The organism is Endozoicomonas sp. 4G, assembly GCF_023822025.1.
In the GTDB taxonomy this organism is placed as follows: domain Bacteria; phylum Pseudomonadota; class Gammaproteobacteria; order Pseudomonadales; family Endozoicomonadaceae; genus Endozoicomonas_A.
This window is the reverse complement of the sequence record NZ_CP082909.1, coordinates 5471898-5494402: the sequence shown is the minus strand read 5'-3', so window position 1 is coordinate 5494402 and position 22505 is coordinate 5471898. Positions and strand designations below refer to the sequence as shown.

Below are 22505 nucleotides of genomic sequence, written 5' to 3'. Positions count from 1 at the left end.
CAATGAGGGCTCGCTGGCACATCATTCCCCTGGCCTGGAGTCTGGCCGCTTCGGCTGACGAGAGTCCGGATTTTATTTTCCCGGTGGCTTGTCATTATGGTGTTGACTGCTTTATCCAGAACTATGTTGATCATGACCCCACTGCTGGCTATAGCGACTATCAGTGCCGTCAGCAAACCTATGACGGCCATTCCGGTACCGATATCAGGTTAATCAACCTGCCTCAAATGGATAAGGGGGTTCCGGTGCTGGCAGCAGCCAGTGGTAAGGTCGTCGCGACACGAGATGGTGTTACAGATGCTTATCTGGACCCCGCCAGACGTGAGGAAATAAAACGGATCGGCCTGGGCAATGCCGTTGTTATCCAGCACAGTCACGGCTGGCGCACCATTTATGGCCATCTGAAAAAGGGCAGTCTGACCATCAAAAAAGGTGACCATGTCATCCAGGGGCAGTCACTGGGAGAAATCGGCCTGTCGGGGTTAACCGAATTTCCCCATGTGCACTTTCAGGTTACCCATCACAATAAGACGATTGACCCGTTTATCGGAAAACCGGACAGAGGCAAATGTGGGGATACCCTCAACAGTCAATGGCTAGGAACCGCAGACAACAAGATAACGTATTTCCCGGGCTTGTTATTGGATCAGGGGTTTAGCAAAACTCCCCCAGAAAACTACCGGACGATTGAAACCGGAAACTTTAATAAGGGTTCGGGTGACAAAAGCCAGCACCTGTTTTTTTGGGTTCGGTTCATCGGCCTGTCAATGGGTGATCAGGTAACATTGAGCTTCGTTGCACCCAATAGCGAACGGATCAGAGAGCATAGCTTCCCGAAACTGAAATCAAGCAAGGCGCAGCAGCTTTACTACATCGGCATAAAAAACCCGGCCATCCAGCCAGGACGACCGGGTCGCTGGCAGGGGGGCGTCAGGCTGGAACGCACATCAATGCCCCCCATTAACAAGGTTTTTGATTATGCTGTCGGTGTTGAGGACGTAACTGACCGTTGATAACTCAGCTCCTTTAGCACTCGACTGCGACTGCCATCACCGATGATACGACCTTCGGATATCACGATAATCCGATCCACCAATTGCAACAGGTTTTGCCGGTGAGTGATAAGAATCAGCGTCTGGTCGTCCTTCAGGATGCCCGGAAGACGCTGACAGAACAGTGTTTCGTTGTAGTTATCATAGGCACTGGTGGGTTCATCAAGAATCAGTAAACGACCTCGACGCAACAACGCACGAGCCAGGCAAAGCGCCTGTCGTTGACCACCGGAGAGATTTTCGCCCCGTTCCATGATTTCATGGGCGTAGCCTCGGGAGCACTTCTGGACAAATCCATCCAGACAAGCCCCATAACAGGCTTCATCCAGCTTTTCAGTGGATGCTGCACTCAGTCCAAGCATCAGGTTACTTTTCAGTGTGCCAGCGAATACGGAAGGTTTTTGCGGTGCCACAGCATAATGTCGGCGGTAATGGTCGAGGTTAAGATGTTGTAGATTGCGACCATCCACCATGACATTGCCTTCAGTGGGTTCTACCAGTCCCTGGATCATGCGGATGAGCGTACTCTTTCCTGAGCCGGAAGCGCCCAGTATCGCCACCCGCTCCCCTGGCTCAATCTTCAGACTGATATTTTTCAGAATCTCTGGTTCTGAGGCTTGATATCGATAGGACACTTTATCGAATTCAATCAGTCCTTTCAGGCTGGGAACATTGAGTTTATCGTTGAGATCATCCTCTCCGGCCAGCCCCAGCAGCTCGTTAATCTCTTTTAACGCCTTAACGGAAAAACTCAGACGATTCACTGCCATGGCCAGACTCATCAGCGGAGCAACGGCTCGGCTGCCAAGAATAATACAGGCAAACAGGGAGCCGGAAGAAAGATTACCACTGTGTATCTGGAATACACCCAGAATCAGCATACCGATAACCACACTCTGACTGGCACTGGCCACCAGCGTGTTAAGCAGAACATTGGACTGTTTACTGGCCAGGGATGCCCAGGCAGACACGGTGACCAGACTACGCCAGCGCGCCTGAGTCTTGCCTGTCGCACCGAGGGTTTTAATGGCTTCCAGTTCTGAGCTGACTTCGTAGAGAAAGGCACTTTTGGCATTATTGGCCCGGGTCAGCTGGCTGGCACGGTGCCGCGTGCGTCGATAACTGTATATCGCAATGGGTATCAGGCAGGCCGCAATGCCAAGAGGAATGAGTGCCATGACGCCACTGATCAGTCCTATAACCAGGGTAAACAGGATAAAAAATGGCGCATCCAGTAACGATAACACCACCGTTCCGGACAGAAATTCCTTAACCCGGGCAAAATTTTCCACAACATGGGCAATGCGGCCTGCAGAGTCCGGCAGTTCACTCTGCTTCAGCTGAACAAGACGCCCCATGATGAACTGTTCACTGCGCTTTTCAATAACCCGGCAGGCGTCATCGACAAAATAAGTGCGAAGCCAGCGCAGGACAAAATCAAAGACAACCACGACCAGCATACCCATCCCCAGGACAAGAAGCGTATCAGTAGCAAAGGTTGGGATGAGTTTATCGAACACCATGTTGGTGAATAACGGTAGCGCCAGAGTCAGCAGATTGACCATCAGGGTCGCCAGCAATACCTGAATGTAGTGAGGCCGGAGTTCGTTCATCTGAGCGCGAAACCAGGCGGGCATCAATAGTTTGCTGGCAGCGTTTTTTTCCTGTTGTTCAGTGAAGCAGAAAACCGTGCCGGTATAAACCGGCGCCAATCGCGACAAAGAAATCCACAGGCCCAGAGGGTGCTTTCGTGACGCCATGAAATACTCACCGTTGCGAATTTCGGTGATGGTCATGAACTTTTTTTTCTTTAACTGAATGATGCAGGGCAGGTCATCTTCGGTAATATCAATGAGTTTGCTGCTTTTTTTTGTCATGTCCAGGCTACAGTAGGCAGCAGCCTGTTTCAGGCGACGGTGATCAAACTCCTGACCATCCTGCGTGAGTGTCTCTAAATCCTCTTTGACAACATCGGCTCCCATGTAATGACACAGGGTGAGGAAACAATCTTTGAGGTGAAACTTAAGCATAAGAGGCGCTCTTTTAGTTAGCTGGCGCCCTCTGAACCTACTGGCCTGAATCCATCAGAGGAAATTGACTATTAAGGTATTGCCATTACCGTCATCGTAAGTGTGCTGACTGGGATTACTGGTATCACTATTGGTCGAATCATTCACAGTAATGCCATCAGTGCCATTGTCATCAATATCAATGGTCAGGCTGTTACTTCCTCCGGTAAGAGCAGCGATATCATTCATGGAGATAGTGATGGTATCGGCACTTCCATCGCTGAAATCAATCTTTTCAACATTATCAATAAGGCTGGTGTAGTTGCCCAAATCCCAGGTGCCACCGTTATTCAGATTGAGCGTGTCATAGTCGGCGCCGCCATCTATCCGTGTGGCATTGTTTTGCAGGGCTGCCAGATCGATATTGAGCGTGTCGTCACCGGCTCCGCCAATAAGCTGATCTGCTGCAAAACCCGTTAAGGTGTCATCACCGGCATTACCTTCCAGTACGTTAGCTACTGTGCTGGAGGCGGTGAGATTATCCCCGCTGCTGGAACCCAGCACTTTTTCAATACTGGTCAGAGTATCGCTACTGCCACCACCATCGGTGGCGTTACCGGTGTCCAGGTTAACCGTGACGTCACTGGCTTCATTGCTGTAATCAACCGTGTCTTCACCGGCTCCGCCATCCAGCGTGTCGGCTCCGGCGCCACCGCGAAGCGTGTCATTACCAGCACCGCCTTCAAGACGGTTGTTGTCAGTGTTACCGGTAAGCGTGTCATTCCCGCTACCGCCAATAATATTTTCGATATTACGAAGAGTATCCGTGCCTGCGGTCGTGGTGGCCGTGCCATCGTTACCGGTTTCCGCCAGAGTCACAGTGACACCGGCAGTATCCGTCGAGTAATCCACGGTGTCAGTATCTGCGCCACCATCCAGAATATCGTTGCCACCGCTGCCATAAATCGTGTCTACGCCATTACCGGCCTCTATGGTATTAACGAACGTACTCCCGGTCAGTAAATCCCCGTGATCACTGCCCGTGATATTCTCAATATCGGTCAGGGTGTCGTTACTGCTGCCACCGTCGGTGGCCACACCAGTGCCCAGGTTAACCGTGACGCCACTGGCTTCACTGCTGTAATCAACCGTGTCTTCACCGGCCCCACCATTCAGCGTATCGACTCCGGCACCACCCTCCAAAATATCGTTGTCGTCACCGGCAATGAGAGTATCGTTTCCGTTTCCGCCCCGGAGTGTGTCATTGCCGCTACCACTGGTCAGAATATTGTTGGCACTGTCACCAATCAGGGTGTCGTTGCCGTGGTTGGTGGTGACATTCTCAAAACCCTTGACCTTGTCAGTACCGGTGGAGGCTCCGCCGCCATAACTTTTGTTGACGGTGATGTAACCATCAGCATCGGCTATGGCAGAGAGGTCGACGGTAATATCATCCGGTGTATCACCAGCTCCGATGGCATTACCCACCATATCCAGCGTATCGCCGACCGCAGTGTTAGCACCGCCATCTAATTTATCGTTTCCGAAGCCACCGTGGATGGTGTCATCGCCAGCGCCACCCGTAATGATGTCATCGTCCTGATTACCGTTAATGTTGTCGTCGCCGTCTTCTCCATTAATAGTGTCAGCACCGGCACCACCCTCAATAAGATCGCCTCCGGCACCCCCGTCGATGGTGTTGGCTGATCCATCACCAACCAACTGGTCGCCAAATGCATTGTCGGAGCCAATAATGTTTTCGATATCAGTCAGCGTATCGTTTGCAAAACCACCATCTAAGGCGATACCCGCAAACAAATTAACTTCAACCCGCCCTGAATCCTGGCTGTAATCAACGGTATCAATGTCATCACCGCCATCCAGCGTATCAGCACCGACACCACCGCGAAGCGTGTCATCACCGGCACCGCCATCAAGTCGGTTGCTGTCAGTGTTACCGATGAGCGTATCAGCCCCGCTGCCGCCAATAATATTTTCGATCTCACGAAGGGTGTCGGTGCCCGTAGAGATGGTGGCTGTACCATCATTACCGGTTTCGGCCAGAGTGACACTGACACCGGCAGTATCCGCCGAGTAATCCACGGTGTCGATATCTGCGCCGCCATCCAGAATATCGTTGCCACCGCTGCCATGGAATGTATCGTTGCCACCCGCACCACTGAGACTATTGTTGTTGCTGTCACCGGTCATGGTATCGATAAAAGCAGTACCAACGACATTTTCCACATTACGGACAGTATCGGTATTACCACTCTTAGCCACCGAGCCATCAGATGCTCCAGCCAGAGTGACGGTCACACCGCTGCTGTTGCTACTGTAATTGACAGTATCCGTGCCGCTGCCACCATCCAGAATGTCGGTACCACCACTTGAGTTAATCGTGTCGTTATCATCACCGGCATCGATGTTATTGTCCTCATTATCACCCGTGATGGTGTCGGCGCCGTCTGTGGCAATAATGTTTTCGATATTACTAAGTGTGTCTGTCTCAGTGCCATCAAAGACGGTACCGTTACCGCTGCCATTGAGCACAACCGTGATACCGGAATTAGCATGGTTACTGTAATCCGCCGAGTCAGAACCAGTGCCACCATCCAGGGTGTCTGTGCCGGTACCCGCTTTCAGAGTATCGTCACCCCCCATACCATTAAGGGTGTTATTGCCAGTGTCTCCGGTCAGGGTATCGTTGTTACCGGAGCCAGTGACATTTTCAATATTTTTGAGCGTGTCGGTAGCACTACCATGAGTCGCGCTGCCATTGGCAGAGTCGTTCAGAGTGATGGTTAGGCCAGTACCAGAGTTGTTGAAATGGGCTGTGTTGTAATCCACCGAGTCGCTGCCGCCGCCACCATCAAGGGTGTCGCTGCCGTCAGAGCCGTAAAGGGTGTCTGCGCCGGTACCGGCATTGATCGAATTGTTGACACTGCTGCCGGTCAGGGCGTCGTCTTGATTACTGCCAGTAATATTTTCAATATTCTTCAGGGTATCGGTGCCCTGATCGGTGCTACTGCCTGTCTTGCTTGTCAGGTTGACGGTCACACCGTTGGCAGCGCCACTGTAATCAACGGTATCAATGTCATCACCCCCCTCCAGCACATCATCACCGGCACCACCGATCAGTACGTCGTCGCCCGAGCCGCCATCCAGAGTATTAACTGCGCTGTCACCTGTCAGCGTATCGTTGTGTATACTGCCGGTAATATTTTCGATTTCGTGGAGGGTATCAGAGCCGATTTCAGCGCTGCCGGTGGCTGTGCCATCGGCCAGATTGACATCAACCGCGTTAGCAGCGTCAGCGTAACTGACCGTATCATTACCGTCACCGCCCCGTATCTCATCGTCACCGGCATTGCCTTGCAGCGTGTCAGCGCCATTGTTACCGTAAAGCTTGTCGTTGCCAGAACCGCCTTTCAGAGTGTCTCCACCCCCGCCTCCACGCAGGGTATTGGCTTGGGCATTGCCGGTAATATTATCGGCCTGGCCACCTCCGGTAACGTTTTCAATCCCGGCGATGCTGCTGTCAGATGAACCATAACCATCCTGAGTGGCTTTTCCGTCACCCAGGTCAAGGTCGATGGCGTGGGTTGCCAAACTCAGGTTCAGCAGGTCATCGCCACTGCCACCGTCAATGGTGTCATCACCTTGGCCACCAATGATGGTGTCATTGTCAGCACCGCCTTGCAGTGTGTCGTTACCGGCACCGCCATCAATCGTGTCCTGACCGGCATTGCCTTGCAATGTATTGGCGTCACCGTTACCGGTGAGATCGTCGTCACCGCTGCCTCCGACCACACTTTCAATACCGGACAGGTTGTCAGTGACTCCGCTGACGGTTGCCGTTTGTGAAACATTGGACAGGTCAACGGTGACTGCCGAACTCTCACTGGCGTAGTTAACAGTATCATTGCCATCACCGCCTTCCAGCGTGTCGGCGCCGGCACCGCCGGTCAGAGTATCATTGCCATCACCGCCTTCCAGATGATTGGCGTTGGCGTCCCCTGTCAGGTCGTCATCATGGGCACCACCACGGATATTCTCGATATTTACGAGGGTATCGCTGGAACCCTGGCCATCTTCGGCATTGGTGCCAACCAGATCGCTGAGATCAGCGGTCACATCACCAATGGCGTCGCTGAAATCGGCCCAGTCTGCTGTACCTGCACCACCGTCGAGGCTGTCATTACCGGCTCCGCCAATCAGGGTGTCATCACCGGAACCTCCGTTCAGCGTGTCGCCTTCTGCCCCTCCTCGCAGGGTATCGTCGTTATCACCGCCATTGAGGATATCAATGCCATCCCCTCCTTCAAGCACATCATCACCGGCGTCACCGTTCAGCGTGTCGGCACCCGCCTCGCCACGCAGCGTGTCATTGTTGTCACCGCCGTGGAGGGTATCGTCATCGGCGCCACCTTCGAGGGTATCGTCGTCATCACCCCCTTCCAGGGTATCATTGCCGGCACCGCCAAAGAGCTGATCCTGACCGGCATCGCCACGCAAGGTATCGTTGTCTGCCTCGCCATAGAGGGTGTCATTTTCCGTACCCCCTTCAAGGGTATCTGCCCCGGCACCACCATACAGCGTGTCCTGACCAGCATCTCCGTAAAGCAGGTCGTCGCTGTCATGGCCTTCCAGCCTGTCATTACCGCTACCGCCATGAAACTGGTCAATTCCAGTACTTCCGGTCAGCACATTGACATCAGCACTGCCCGTGACAGTACCGCCGTTAGCGCCCAGCGTAACATTCTCAATATTGGTAATACTGGAGTCGCTGGTACCATAACCATCGTTGGTTGCTGTCTCTGCCTGAAGATCAATATCGACTGCTTGTGTTGCCCCGGTTAACAACAGAGTATCGGTTCCTGCCCCGCCGTTGATGGCGTCGTCACCGGCACCCCCGTCAAGCTCGTCATCACCATCTTCACCCCAGAGCGTGTCATTCTCGGTTCCACCTGAAAGATTATCCTGACCGGTGCCACCCTTGAGGAAATCTGCACCCTGACCCCCTGTCAGGATGTCGTTATCGGCATTACCCTCGATGTCATCGTTATCCGCACCACCGTCAATGGTATCGTTGCCATCGCCGCCAACCAGCTCATCATCGCCACTGCCACCTGAAAGGGTGTCATCGCCGCCGCCCCCTTCAAACCGGTGGCTGCCAGCATTGCCGGTCAAACTGTCGTTGTTGGCAGTACCGATAATAGTTTCAATATTAAGCAGCGTGTCCTGACCACCTTCACCGTCATTACTGACCTGGTTACTGCCCAGGTTCATATCAACAGTGATCGCCCCCTTGCCGCTGTAATCGGCGGTGTCGGAATCACTGCCACCATCCAGGGTATCGTTACCGGTTCCACCGTAAAGAATGTCATCCCCGGCGTCGCCATTCAGGCTGTCATTGCCAGCATCGCCGTAGAGGGTATCGTTGTCATCACCACCACTGACAGTGTCACCATCAGCGTCCCCGTGGAGAGTGTCATCTCCGGCACCGCCATCAATGATGTCCGCACCATCACCACCATTGACTGTATCTGCTGCACCACCGGCGTTAATGGTATCAATACCAGCATTGCCATTGAGAGTATTGGCACTGTCATTACCGGTCAGGGTATCGTCAAGTCCGGTACCGTTTATGTTCTCTATGCCTTCCAGGGTATCGGTATCGGTGCCATCGTTAGCCGTTCCGTTACCGCTGGCACCCAGCGTAACCGTCACTGCGCTGCCATGGGTACTGTAATTAACGGTATCACCGTTGCTGCTGTGGTTTCCGCCCCTCAGGGTATCGGCACCGGCCTTGCCATAAAGGGTGTCATCCCCGTCCTGGCCATCCAGAATATTGACTTCTGCAGTACCTGTCAGGATGTCATCACCGGAACCACCCAGCACAGATTCAAAATTGGCAATGGTGTCAGTATCCACCCCATCCACCACCGAAGACGAACCCAGGTCAACCGTCAGGCCTGTGGTATTGTCAGAATAATCCAGGGTATCGTTATCATTGGCGCTTTCACCACCATCCAGGGTATCGCTGCCACTGCCACCCTTAAGGGTGTCATCGCCTTCATCGCCGTTGAGAGTATCGTTGCCACCCCCGCCTTCCAGAGTGTCATTACCTATTCCACCGTCATAACGGTTGGCCCCGCTATCACCGATGATGTGGTCATCACCCGCACCCAGCACCAGGTCTTCAATGCTGGTCAGGGTATCGATATTGCCACCACCGAGATCGACCTGAAAACTGTTTCCGCCCGCTGAACGGTCAATAGTCAGTGATCCGGCGAAGGCGCTGTAATCCACCCGGTCATTACCCAGCCCACCATCGAGAGTGTCAGCGCCAAGACCACCCTCAAGAATGTCGTCACCGTCCTGACCCAGCAACACATCGTCGCCATCGCCGCCGGTCAGGGTATCGGCGCCATCGCCACCTTCCAGTTGGTTCGCCTGAGTATCACCCTCGATGGTGTCATCGTTGTCAGAGCCAATAACATTCTCAATGCCTGTGAGTGTGTCATTGGCACCATCGCCATCGTCGGTAGCTAAGCCATTAAACAGGTTCACATTGATAGCGCTGCCGGCATCGCTGTAATCGACGGTATCAGTGCCAGCGTCGCCGATAAGCGTATCTACCCCTCCCGCACCATAAAGCGTATCGTTGCCATCACCGCCAGTCAGCCGGTTATTTTCATCATCCCCCCGAATCGAATCATCGTAAGCCGTGCCAACCACCCTTTCGATATCGATCACCGCGTCACGGTTGCCGTAGCCATCATTGGTGGCTTCTTCATTGGCCAAGTCAATGGTCAGGGCTCCGGTGGCGGCGCTGTAGTCGGCAGTATCAGTCAGGCTATTATCGGTTGTCTCATCGCCGCCACGCAGGGTGTCTGCGCCGTCTCCGCCGATCAGGGTATCCGCGCCGTCTCCGCCATGAAGAATGTTGGCAAGGTTATTACCGGTTAAGGTGTCATCATGACTGCTGCCGGTAAGGTTTTCGATGCCTGCCAGAGTATCGGTGTCACTGGTGGCGGCATCAGTGGAGGTACCGCTGCCGGCGCCACCATTGGTCAGTGTTGCGGTGACAGCACTGCCATGCCCTGTGTAATCTGCTGTATCCCCGCTCCCCTGACCACCGTCGAGGGTGTCATCGCCAGCACCGCCTCGCAGGGTATCATCACCCGTATCGCCAACAAGCTGATCAGCACCGTCACTGCCGCTGAGGGTATCGTTACCAGCATTGCCACGAAGGGTATTGTCGGCATTATCGCCGGTCAGCGTGTCGTCGTTACTGCCGCCAGAAAGATTTTCAATATCGGATAGGGTGTCCTGGCCACTTTGGCCATCGTTGTTTTGTGACTGATCAAGAAGGTTGATGGTGACAGACTGAGTCTGGGCACTGTAATCTGCGGTATCAGTCCCGGCATCACCCTGCAGGTTGTCATCACCCGAACCACCGATCAGAATGTCGTCGCCATTTCCGCCTTTGAGGATGTCATCAAGATCTCCCCCATCGAGGGTATCATTACCCTCCTGCCCTTCCAGGGTATCGGTGCCTCCCAGCCCATTCAGGGTGTCGTTATCATCTCCCCCCGAGAGAACATTACTGTTGATGTCGCCGGTCAGCGTATCGGCATGGTCGCCGCCTATCAGGTTTTCAATGGACTGAAGAGTATCCTGACCACCCAGAGTGTCATTGATCAGAGCGCCAGCAGACAGATCAATCGTCAGGCTGGATACAGCGTCCTGATAATCCGCCGTATCACTGCCAAGATTACCGGTAAGGATGTCGTTGCCAGAGCCGCCGGACAGAGTATCATCACCTGCCCCGCCATCAAGCGTATTGTTGGCCGAATCACCGGTCAGAGTGTCATTCCCGGAGCCGCTGACGATATTCTCAACATCAAAAAGACTGTCCCGATCACCATGACCATCATCATTATTGGTATCGTCTGCCAGATTAATCAGGACGTCGTTAGTCTGGTAGCTGTAGACGGCGGTATCCGTGCCACTACCGCCTCTCAGCGTGTCATTGCCAGCCTCACCCACCAGCCGATCATCACCATCGCCACCGTCCAGTTCATTAACTTCGCTGCTACCGGTAATGGAATCGTTATTGTCAGTTCCGACGATATTTTCAATATCAACCAGAGTATCAGTATCTAAATTGCCACCACTGAAAGTGACAGACCCCGAACCTAGATTAACGGTCAGCTCAACGCCCGATACCGAGCTGTAATCCACCGTATCAGTACCCGAACCACCATCGATGGTATCGCTGCCCGCACCTTCGTAGAAAGTATCCGCTCCGTCGTTTCCGTACAGCTGGTCATTACCGGCATTGCCGGTAATGCTGTCATCACCCGCTCCACCTTCTATGCGGTTAACGCCAGCTTCGCCGATGAGAGTGTCGTTGTGATCACCGGACAAAATATTTTCGATATCATTAAACGTGTCTGTGAGGGCACCCTGCTCTTTGGCCCGGTTTGTGGTGAGATCCACTTCAACCGCTGCGGAGGCATCGGTGTAATCCACTGTGTCAGTGCCCGAACCGCCATCCAGTAAGTCGGTTCCTGCACCACCCTGCAGAATGTCGTCCTGATTACCACCATAGAGCTGGTCATCACCGTCGGCCCCACTGAGGGTATCGGTACCGTCGTTGCCGTAAAATTCATTGTTTTGATTATCGCCCGTAGCAACATCATCACCTGCACCAAGCTGGATAATCTCGATATTGCTCAGGGTATCGCTGCCCCCTTGACCATCATCGTTAATAGCCTGGTTGACCAGATCAATAACAACGGCCTGGCCACTGGTATTTGCAGAATAATCAACGGTGTCGGTATCGTCACCGCCATCAAGGGTGTCATCACCAGCAGCACCGTTCAGCGTATCGTTACCCGAACCACCGGACAGCTGGTTGTCTGCGCTACTCCCTGTCAGGGTATCCGCCCCATCGGAGCCAATGATGTTCTCAATATTACGGAGTGTATCGGTATCAGATCCGGACACAGCCGAGCCGTCCCCTCCCAGAACCAGCGATGCGACAACGGATTGACCTGAACCCAGATTACTGTAATCGACCGTATCAATATCATCGCCGCCATCGATAATGTCGTCGCCACCCCCCTCGATAAACACATCATTGCCGGTTCCGCCTTCGAGGGAATCAGCACCATCGCCACCAGTCAGAGTATCGTTGCCAGCATTCCCCCTGAGAGTATTGGCATCCACTGTCCCGATCAGTGTGTCGTCACCGGTGCCAGTACTGACCGCTTCAAAATTGCTGATGGTATCGACATTGCTCGAGCCGGCGTTAACGGTGGAGTTGTTCAGGTCTACGGTGAGGTTATTGATGTGGTCGGTGTAATCCAGAGTGTCAAAATCAGCGCCACCATCCAGGTCATCGTTCCCGGTACCACCGCTGATGGTATCATCGCCGCCCAATCCCTCTATAGCATTGGCTTTAGTGTCTCCGGTCAGGGTGTCATTGTGGTTACTGCCCCTGACATCCTCAATGCCATCCAGAGTGTCATTACCATTGCCGCCCGATGCAGTTTTTGTGGTCAGGTTAACGGTGACGCCAGCCGTGGCATCATCATAATCCGCCCGGTCAGCAGTGCCATCGCCACCGATCAGTTCATCATCACCCAGGCCGCCCTTGAGAACATCGTTTCCTTCACGACCTTCCAGCTTATTATTCTGGTTATCACCGGTCAGCGCATCGCCGAGGGTGCCGCCAATCAGGTTTTCAATATTTTCCAGAGTGTCCTGACCACCGTCGCCATCGCTGGAGACCTGGTTATTTGAGAGACTGGCGGTGACGCTACCGGTGACTCCACTGTAATCAGCGGTATCGTTCCCGTCGCCCCCTTTCAGTGTGTCGTTACCGCCATTACCACGCAGGGTATCGTCGCCATCCAACCCGCTCAGCGTGTTGTTCTGGTTATCCCCCGTCAGCGTGTCGTTATTGAGGCTACCGGTAACATTCTCAATGCTGTCCAGAGTATCGCTGGAGGAATCACCGTCGTCAGAAGCCTGATTCGAGGCTGCGGAAAGATCTACCGTCACTCCGGACTGGGCATCGCTGTAATCCGCCGTATCGGTGCCTGCACCACCTGTGAGAGTGTCATTGCCGGCCCCACCACTGAGGGTGTCGTTATCGGCCCCCCCTTCCAGAATATCGTTGCCGCCCATGCCCTTCAGCGTGTCGTCACCGGCACCGCCTTCAAACTTGTTGACCTCAGCGTCACCGGTCAGGGAATCTCCATGGGTACTACCGATCAGATTCTCAATATCAGTCAGAACATCAGAACTGCCATCACCGTCATCAGTAGCTTGCGAGTTGGACAGGTCAGCCACCACCGCACCGGCAGCACCACTGTAATCCACCGTATCGACATCGGAACCGCCACTGCCTACCAGATGATCCTGACCGCCACCACCTGCCAGAATGTCATCACCGCCGCCCCCGGTCAGTACATTATCTCCGCCGTTACCCGTCAGCGTATCGGCGGCACTGCCACCGGTGACGTTCTCTATATCATTCAGCGTGTCCTGAGCACCGCTACCGTCATCGTTCTGAGATTGGTCTTGAAGGTTGATGGTCACCGCCGTATTCCGGGCGCTGTAATCTGCCGTATCCCCTGCCGATTCACCACCACTGCCACCATCGAGGGTATCCGCACCATCGCCACCGACCAGTGTGTCATCACCGCTTTCACCATAGAGCCGGTCAACGCCGCCATTGCCGGTCAGGGTATCGTCGGCCTGACCGCCATGAAGATCATTGGCGTTGTTATCGCCGGTTAAGGTATCGGCGTGGTCACTGCCACGCAGATTTTCAATGCTGATCAGTGTGTCTATCGCGTCGCCACTCACTGACGCCTGAGGAGTGAGGGAAGAAAGGTCGGCATTGACCGAACCACTAGCCGCGCTGTAGTCCGCCGTGTCCGTGTCGGCGCCACCGTCAAGGGTATCGCTGCCGAGGCCGCCAGTCAGGGTGTCATCACCGCTGCCCCCCTGAAGGTGGTCATTACCGCTATTGCCATCGATGGTATCGCTACCACTGCCGCCATCTATAAGGTTGTCGTGAATATCGCCGGTCAGGGTATCACCCAGCCCGCTGCCTGTGATGTTTTCAATATCGAAAAGGCTGTCTTCATCGGCTGTCCCGTCGGTGGTCTTGCCGCTGACAAGATCAACCGTTACCGCACGACTATGGCTGCTGTAGTCAACTGTGTCACCGTTGGTTTCCCCGTTGGCACCGCCATCGAGAGTATCACTGCCACTGCCACCTTGCAGGGTGTCATCACCCTCGTTACCGAACAGCTGGTCAGCGCCGTCATTGCCACTCAGGGTATCGTTGCCGTCATTGCCCTGCAGGATATTGGCGTCGCCGTCACCCGTCAGCGTATCGTCGTGATCACTGCCGTTAATATTCTCAATGCTGACCAGGGTATCGGTGTCGCTGCCAATGGTGACCGTATCGGTATTGCCGGATATATCTACCACCACACTGGCGGACATCAGGCTGTAATCGACCGTATCACTGCCGATGCCGCCGTCGAGGCGGTCACTGCCGAGGCCGCCATCAAGGATATCGTCGCCACTGCCGCCTTCCAGAGTGTCATCGCCCGCATCACCATAGAGCTTGTCGGCGTCATTTTCCCCCTGAAGGGTATCGCCGCCATCGCCACCATGCAGCGTATCGCCACCACTGCCACCCTGTAGCAGGTTGACCTGGCTGTCACCGGTAATGTTGTCAGCACTGGCACTGCCGACAATATTTTCGATGCTGTCGAGGGTATCAGTAGCCCCTGAACCGTCGGTGGCATTGGGCGTGGCGTCAGCAAGGTTCACGGTAATACCGCTGGCATCATTGCTGTATACGGCGGTATCAATGCCAGCACCGCCTCGCAACTGGTCGGCACCTATGCCGCCTTCAAGGCGGTCTGCATCGTCACCGCCTTCCAGGACATCGTCGCCCTCACCACCGATCAGGGTATCCTCGCCCGCTTCTCCCCTGAGGGTGTCAGCATCCAGCCCCCCGTCCAGTGTGTCGTTGTCGGCACCACCGGCCAGTTCGTCCTCTCCCCGTCCTCCCGTGAGGGTGTCATCACCGCCATTGCCTAGCAGGGTATTGGCATCGTTATCGCCAGTGAGCGTATCGGCAAACTGGCTGCCGGTGATGTTTTCAATGCTGATCAGGGTATCCGTGGCATCACCAGCAACACTGGCCGTACCACTCCCTCCAGACAGGCCTGCCGTAACAGACCCCGATGCATCGGTGTAGTCCGCAGTATCACCGCCACTGTCCTCATCACCGCCATCCAGCGTATCGGCACCGGCACCACCGGCCAGAGTATCATCGCCCTGGCCGCCAGAGAGGGTATTAACATTGCCATCGCCGGTCAGGGTGTCCTTAAAGTCACTGCCGGTGACATTCTCAATGTTGTCTACGATATCAACAGAACCACTGCCATCGGTGGCTCGGTCCGCAGAGAGATCCACAACCACACCGATACCGTCACTGTTAGCATCCTGATCAGCAGCGTAACTGAGCGTATCCACACCGGCACCCGTGCCGCCATCAATGGTGTCAGCGCCCTCACCTCCCTCCAGCGTATCGGAGCCATTACCGCCCTCAAGGGAATCATTACCCTGTCCGCCTTTCAGAGTGTCGTTGCCATCACCGCCCTGCAACCTGTTGGCAAAGGTATCGCCTGTCAGCACATCATTACCGCTGCTGCCAGTAACATTCTCTATTCCGATCAGGGTATCCTGACCAGCACTATCACCGTCATCCGTCGCCTTGCCGATAGACAAATCGACTGTGACTGCACTGGCCGCCAGTGAGTAGTCGGCAGTATCGCCCACCGCCGTATTGGCACCACCTTCGAGAGTGTCATTGCCTGCCCCTCCTGTCAGGGTGTCATCCCCTGCACCGCCATAGAGCTTATTGACATTTCCGTCGCCGATAATCCGGTCGTCATGGCTGCTGCCCTGAATATTATCGATATCATGGAAGGTATCCTGACCACCATCACCATCGTCTGTCGCTCCGCCCGTCAGGCTGGCAGTAACAGCTGCTGCCGCATTGGTGTAATCAACGGTGTTTTCACCATCGCCACCCCGGAAGGTATCATTGCCGCTCCCACCCGCCAGAGTGTCGTCGCCCAAGCCACCAGACAGCTCATTATCATCGTTATTTCCGGTCAGGCTGTCGTTGTGGTTACTGCCAATCACTTTTTCAATGCCGCTCAAGGCATCCTCGTCACCGAAACCATCAAACGCAGTGCCACTTTTCAGGTTCACGGTTACAGCCTGGGTACTGGTGCTGTAATCCACCGTGTCAATGCCATCACCGCCAGCCAGCTCATCATCATCACGGCCACCGACCAGTACGTCGTCACCATCCCCGCCGGTCAATACATTGGCATTATCATCACCGGTCAGAGCGTCATTATTAGAGCCGCCGGTTACATTTTCGATGTCGCTCAGGATGTCGGTAGTTATCCCGCCTTCAGTTACCTTGTCATTCGTCTTTGACAGATCAACCATGACAATGCCTGTGTTGTCACTGTAATCTGCCGTGTCACTGCCCGCTCCGCCATTGAGGGTATCGGCCCCGGCTCCACCCATCAGGATATCGTTGTCATTACCGCCATTGAGAGTGTCATTGCCGCCATTACCGCGCAATGTATCTGCGCCGGCATTGCCAGTAAGGACGTTGCTTCCTCCATCACCGGTCAGGCTGTCATCTTTGCTGGTACCGGTCATATTTTCAATGTTCCGCAGAATGTCCTGACCGCCCTCGCTGTCAGTCGCCTGACCATCCTGACCATCAGCCAGACTGGCCGTGACACCGCTGGAGCCATCACTGAAGACAACCGTGTCGCCGGTGGCAACGTCACTGCCACCATCCAGAGTGTCATTGCCGGCACCGCCGGTCAGCGTGTCGTCACCGGCTCCGCCAGAGAGTTCGTTGCCCTGGGAAAGACTGTCAGTGCCGGTCAGGGTATCGTCGCCGCTGCCGCCGATCAGGTTCTCAACATTGCTGTAGGTGTCATTACCACCGCTGCCGTCATTACCGAGGCCAGTCTTCAGGTTGGCGGTGACGCCAACGGAGATACCGTCATAAGTGACCGTATCCACGTCCGCACCACCATCAAACTCATCTGTCCCGGCACCGCCAGAGAGCGTATCATTGCCGTCGTCGCCCCTTAGCTTGTCGTCACCTAAACCGCCACTGAGGGTGTCATCGCCACCATTGCCGGACAGAATATTGTCTTCGGTACCACCCGTGAGCTCATCGCCCGCAGAGCCACCAGCGACGTTCTCTATATCCACCAGAGTGTCCTGACCATTGTTACCGTCATTGTTCAGGGACTGGTTCTGAAGGTTGATGGTTACCTTCGTGTTACGGGCGCTGTAATCCGCCGTGTCACTGCCCGCTCCTCCATCGAGGATATCCGCACCGTCGCCACCGACCAGGATGTCATCACCCTCTTCACCATAGAGCCGGTCAACGCCGCCATTGCCGCTCAGGATATCGTTGTCCTGACCGCCATGAAGATCATTGGCGTTGATATCGCCGGTTAAGGTATCGGTGTGATTACTGCCACGCAGATTTTCAATGCTGATCAGTGTATCCGTGTCGCCACCGACTGACGCCTGGGGGGTGCCAGAAGAAAGGTCGGCATTGACCGAACCACTAGCCCCGCTGTAGTCCGCCGTGTCGGTGTCGGCACCGCCGTCAAGTCTGTCGCTGCCGAGGCCACCAGCCAGGGTGTCGTTGCCTCCTTCACCTTTAAGTTCATTGTCTTCGGCATCACCACTGATCGTATCCTGAGCATTACTGCCCGTTATATTCTCAATGCCATACAGCTTGTCGTTACCACCGTCGCCATCATCGCTGGCTGAATTGGCAGAGAGATCAACCGTGACCCCTGCCGCTGCCAGTGAATAGCTGACGGTATCTGTGTCCTGACTGCCAGGATTCATTCCCGCAGCTTCTGTCTCCCCATAAAAAGTGTCATTACCGGCACCACCACGGAGCAGGTCATCACCCCCGTTACCGCTGAGTACGTTGTTACCGCTCTCACCCACCAGCGTGTCGTTGTTGCTGCCACCCGTGACATTTTCAATATTGCTCAGGGTATCGGTGCCCGCATCAATGCCGTTGGTATTGGTTAATGACCCATCCAGGGCAACGGTCACGATACCGGTGCTGGCTGAATAGTCAGCGGTATCACTCCCGGCGCCACCGTCCAGTGTGTTACTGCCGCCTCTGCCAATGAGCACATCGTCCCCGGCACTACCCGACAGCTTGTTATCGGAACTGTCTCCCAGCAGGCGGTCATCACCGCTGCCGCCCGTAATATTTTCAATACCAATGAGTGTGTCAGTGCCACTGTTTGTACTGCTGGCAATACCAGTATCCAGATCCGCATTCAGATCGGTTGAGTCAGCACTGTAATCGGCGGTATCACCGTTGACTGCCTGGATACCCCCGTTGAGAGTATCATTACCGCTGCCGCCGGACAGCTGGTCATCACCGTCCCCTCCCAGCAGGGTGTCTTCGCCTCCGGCGCCATCGAGAACATCATCACCGACATCGCCAGTCAGCGTATTAGCATCAGCGTTGCCGGTTAGCTGGTCATTGCCGGAACCGCCTATGACATTTTCAATGCCTGAAATGTTGTCCTGGTCGCCATTACCATCGTCAGTTACCACGCCGCTGGTCAGATCAACCTGAAGGCCGATGGTGGCGGCGCTGTAATCAACCGTATCACCTTGGGTTTCATTGCCATCCCCACCGATCAGCTGATCGGCTCCAGAGCCACCAATGAGCGTGTCATCGCCATCACCGCCGTCGAGTATGTCTGCCCCTGCGCCACCGGACAGTTGATCATCACCGGCATTGCCCCGAAGCACATTATTTTCATTACTCGCACCGGCGGTAATCACATCATCACCAGAGCCGCCCAGCACATTCTCAATACTGGTCAGGGTATCGGTGTTATTGAAGCCGTCGTTGCTGGCCGTATCATTTTCCAGATCAACAGCAATATTGCCGGTTACTGTGGAATAGTCAGCGGTATCGCTCTCTGCACCATTACCACCATCGAAGGTATCGCTGCCATCACCGCCCACAAAGGTATCTTCACCGTCCCCACCCTGCAGGTGGTTATTCAGCTCATTGCCGATCAGAGTGTCGTTTCCTGTGGAGCCTATGATATTTTCAATGTTTTGCAGGGCATCGATTCCGCCGTCACCATCATCGGCAGCATTGGCACCAATGCCGTATGAAGACGCTGTGTGATCTGTGCCGGAAAGGTTAACGGTCACCGCTGACGAAGCTTCGCTGTAATCGACCCAGTCGCCAGTCTGGCCATTAAGGCCACCGTCCAGCGTATCGTTACCCCCCCGGCCCATCAGCGTATCGTCACCACTGCCGCCCCTGAGAGTGTTATCATCCGAGGTCCCTTTTAACAAATCGTCTCCGGAACCACCGGACACATTCTCAATGGAAATCAGTGTGTCTTGTCCTGACCCTGTTGCCACGTTCGCATCATTCAGGTTGACTGTAAGGTCGGTCGTCTCGTCGCCATAGCTGACGGTATCACTCCCGTCCCCCCCATCCAGCGTGTTGGTCCCCCCACCACCGCCCAGGGTATCGTCCCCGTCCAGACCGAATATCTCGTTATCCCCGGTATCACCGAGCAGTATGTCGCCCTGCCCCGCTAGGTTGGTGCCTTCGATATTTTCAATAGATTGAATGGTATCTGTGCCACCCAGGCCATCATCGGAAATACGGCCATCGCTCAGGTCGACAATGACGGCACTGGAAAGAGCAGCAAAACTGACGGTATCGACGCCATCGCCACCGCGAAGATCATCGTTACCGGAACCGCCATCCAGCACATCGTCCCCATCACCGCCTTCGAGAATGTCATTACCAGTGCCCCCGATCAGCGTGTCATCATCGTCGCCTCCCTGAAGGGTATCGTGCCCACCCTGACCATCAAGCCTGTCCATGCCACGACCGCTGCTCAGCACATTATCAAGATCATTCCCCGTGAGCGTGTCATTGCCGTGATCCGTGGTGATATTCTCAAACCCGGTGATGGTGTCGGTACCTGTGAACTGGCCGTTCCCATAACTCTCGTTAACCGTAACGGAACCCGTTCCATCCGGTGAGGTGCTCAAGTCAATCGTGATATCATCCGGCGTATCGGAAGTCCCCACCATATCCAGCGTATCAATACCTTCACCACCATCGAGGGTATCGTTGCCAAAACCGCCATGGATAATGTCATCGTTGGCACCACCCTCGATAACGTCGTCACCCTCATTGCCATTTATGTAGTCGTTACCGGCGCCACCATGGATGGTATCCGTCCCGTCTCCACCAGAAATGTTGTCATTGCCATCCATTCCGTTGAGGACATTCGCCGTAAAATCACCAAAAATCTGGTCATTCCCGGAACTGCCGGTCACGTTCTCAACATTGGTCAGGGTGTCTGTATCACCGCTGCCGTCGGTGGCGGTGGACCCTGCCAGATTAACCGTGACAGAACCGGTTTCATCACTGTAATCCACCGTATCCAGGCCTGCGCCACCGTCCAGGCTGTCTGCACCGGCACCCCCTTTCAGGATATCGGTATCTTCACCACCCGATAGCATGTCATCATCAGCACCGCCTTCCAGTACGTCACTCCCGGCACCGCCGTAAAGAGTATCTGTACCGGCACCACCTGCCAGAAAGTCATCTCCACTCAAACCGCTGATAACGTCGTCGCCGGCAAGGCCGGTCAGTGTATTATCACCATTGTTGCTGGCGTCAACGTATTCACTACCGGTGATGGTATCGTCATGGAGGGTGCCGGTGACGTTCTCAAAGTTGCTAATGACATCAGAAGTGCCATAACCGTCATCCGTCACCGACCCGGAGCCGAGGTCTACTTTGACGCCACGTTCAGGCCCTATGGTAGTACCGCCATATTCATAGCTGAACTGGATAGTGTCAGAACCCGCCCCGCCATCGAGCTGATCATTACCCATATCGCCGGAGACTAAGTCATCGCCGCCTGCTGCATTAACAGTGTCGTCACCAACGCCTGCACGGATAATGTCATCATAATCGCCTGTTGTTATATGGTCATTGGTCGGGCTGGTATCCAGTACCAGAGGCGACTCTTCTGATGAGGAAAGGGTGAGTTCATTCGGGTCTGTGGCATCCCGGCGGATAACAGGGATGCTGTATTCACTTTCTGAGCCGTCCTGGAGAACCAGCTTGAAGGAAAGGTCGACTACCTGGGAGTCCGTTCCGGTAGGGTAGGTTAGAATAAAATTGGTCAGGCTCGGCAGCAGCCAGCTTCCGTCACCCTCATCCACTCCACCGGCCACTCCCCAGCCGTCCGGCATATTTTCAACATAAATAGCTTCAATATCACTGACATTTGCATCATTCTGCAAAACCAGTTTCTTACTGTTTAGGGAATTACTGAAGAGTAAAGGGTCTTCACCGTAAATTTCCAGGCCACTGTTGTAATTGAGCTGGACATCAAAATCTCCGTCCTGGCTGCTACTTCCAAAACGCTCGACCTCAAGGTGCTGCTCGGGATCGCTTTTGCTAATCGAAGAGCTATTACCGCCACCACCGATAATGAGCTGACCTGCAGAACTTGAGCCGACATTGGTCACGAACACCGAGAATGTAATATTACTGTTACCATCCGCGTCTTTTTGAGGCTCTGGAGGCTCTTGAGGCTCTTGAGGCGCAGAAGAGGGGCTGGAGCTGGTTGCCTGCGCTATGTCGGTAAAGTCATCGTCCCGGGGCTCTACCTCTTCTACTGGTTTTTTCTTAAATTCCTCATCCTTCTTTTTTATTTCCTTACTGGCTTTCGATTGATTCTTTGAATCAGCCGTTTCACTGTATGACGTTGCTTCAGCTTCCTTTTCTGATGACGTTTCTTCCTCTTCAGACTCACCATCGTCACCCTTCAGAGTAGAAACAGGTACATCTTCCGATTCAATAAAACTGGATTTGGCAATGAATTCATCACCGCTCATAACGGAGCCATCGGCGAATTTGAATTGAACGGTTTGCTCTGTTGCAACCATTACCCCTGCAAGTAACAGGGTGATTTCAATACCATCCGGAAAAACAATAACAAAATCAGGCCCCCTGACTTCCAGTTTTACGTCATCTGAATTAAAGTCCAGGGCATACTGGGTGTCAGCTGACACGGATTTGACGATTGATTTTGATGGTTTTTCAAACCGAACCGTTTCAAGCTCTTTGGCAGCATCTGAATCTACTGTTGAATCACTGGAGGCCTGCGATTGCTGATCATCACTGGTGCTACTATCATCAGCCATGATTACATCCCTGTGTAATGATGTTGAAAACTATAAATCTTGATGG

General features: G+C 54.2%; 3 protein-coding genes. 1 reads left to right on the top strand and 2 read right to left on the bottom strand.

Annotated features, from left to right (window positions below):
• The first annotated feature begins 2 nt into the window (after positions 1-2).
• A complete protein-coding gene (locus tag K7B67_RS21745) occupies positions 3-1013 on the top strand; it encodes a M23 family metallopeptidase (RefSeq protein WP_252177935.1) in 1011 nt (336 codons plus the stop codon).
• Here K7B67_RS21745 and K7B67_RS21740 read toward each other — a convergent pair.
• Positions 977-3082: an ATP-binding cassette domain-containing protein gene (locus tag K7B67_RS21740; protein WP_252177934.1), complete on the bottom strand. Its 2106-nt coding sequence runs from the start codon at positions 3080-3082 to the stop codon at positions 977-979. The two genes, K7B67_RS21745 and K7B67_RS21740, sit on opposite strands and share 37 nt — an antisense overlap.
• A 54-nt stretch (positions 3083-3136) precedes the next feature.
• Entirely contained in the window at positions 3137-22459 is a 19323-nt protein-coding gene (locus K7B67_RS21735) for a hypothetical protein (RefSeq protein WP_252177933.1), read from the bottom strand.
• Positions 22460-22505: the final 46 nt, after the last annotated feature.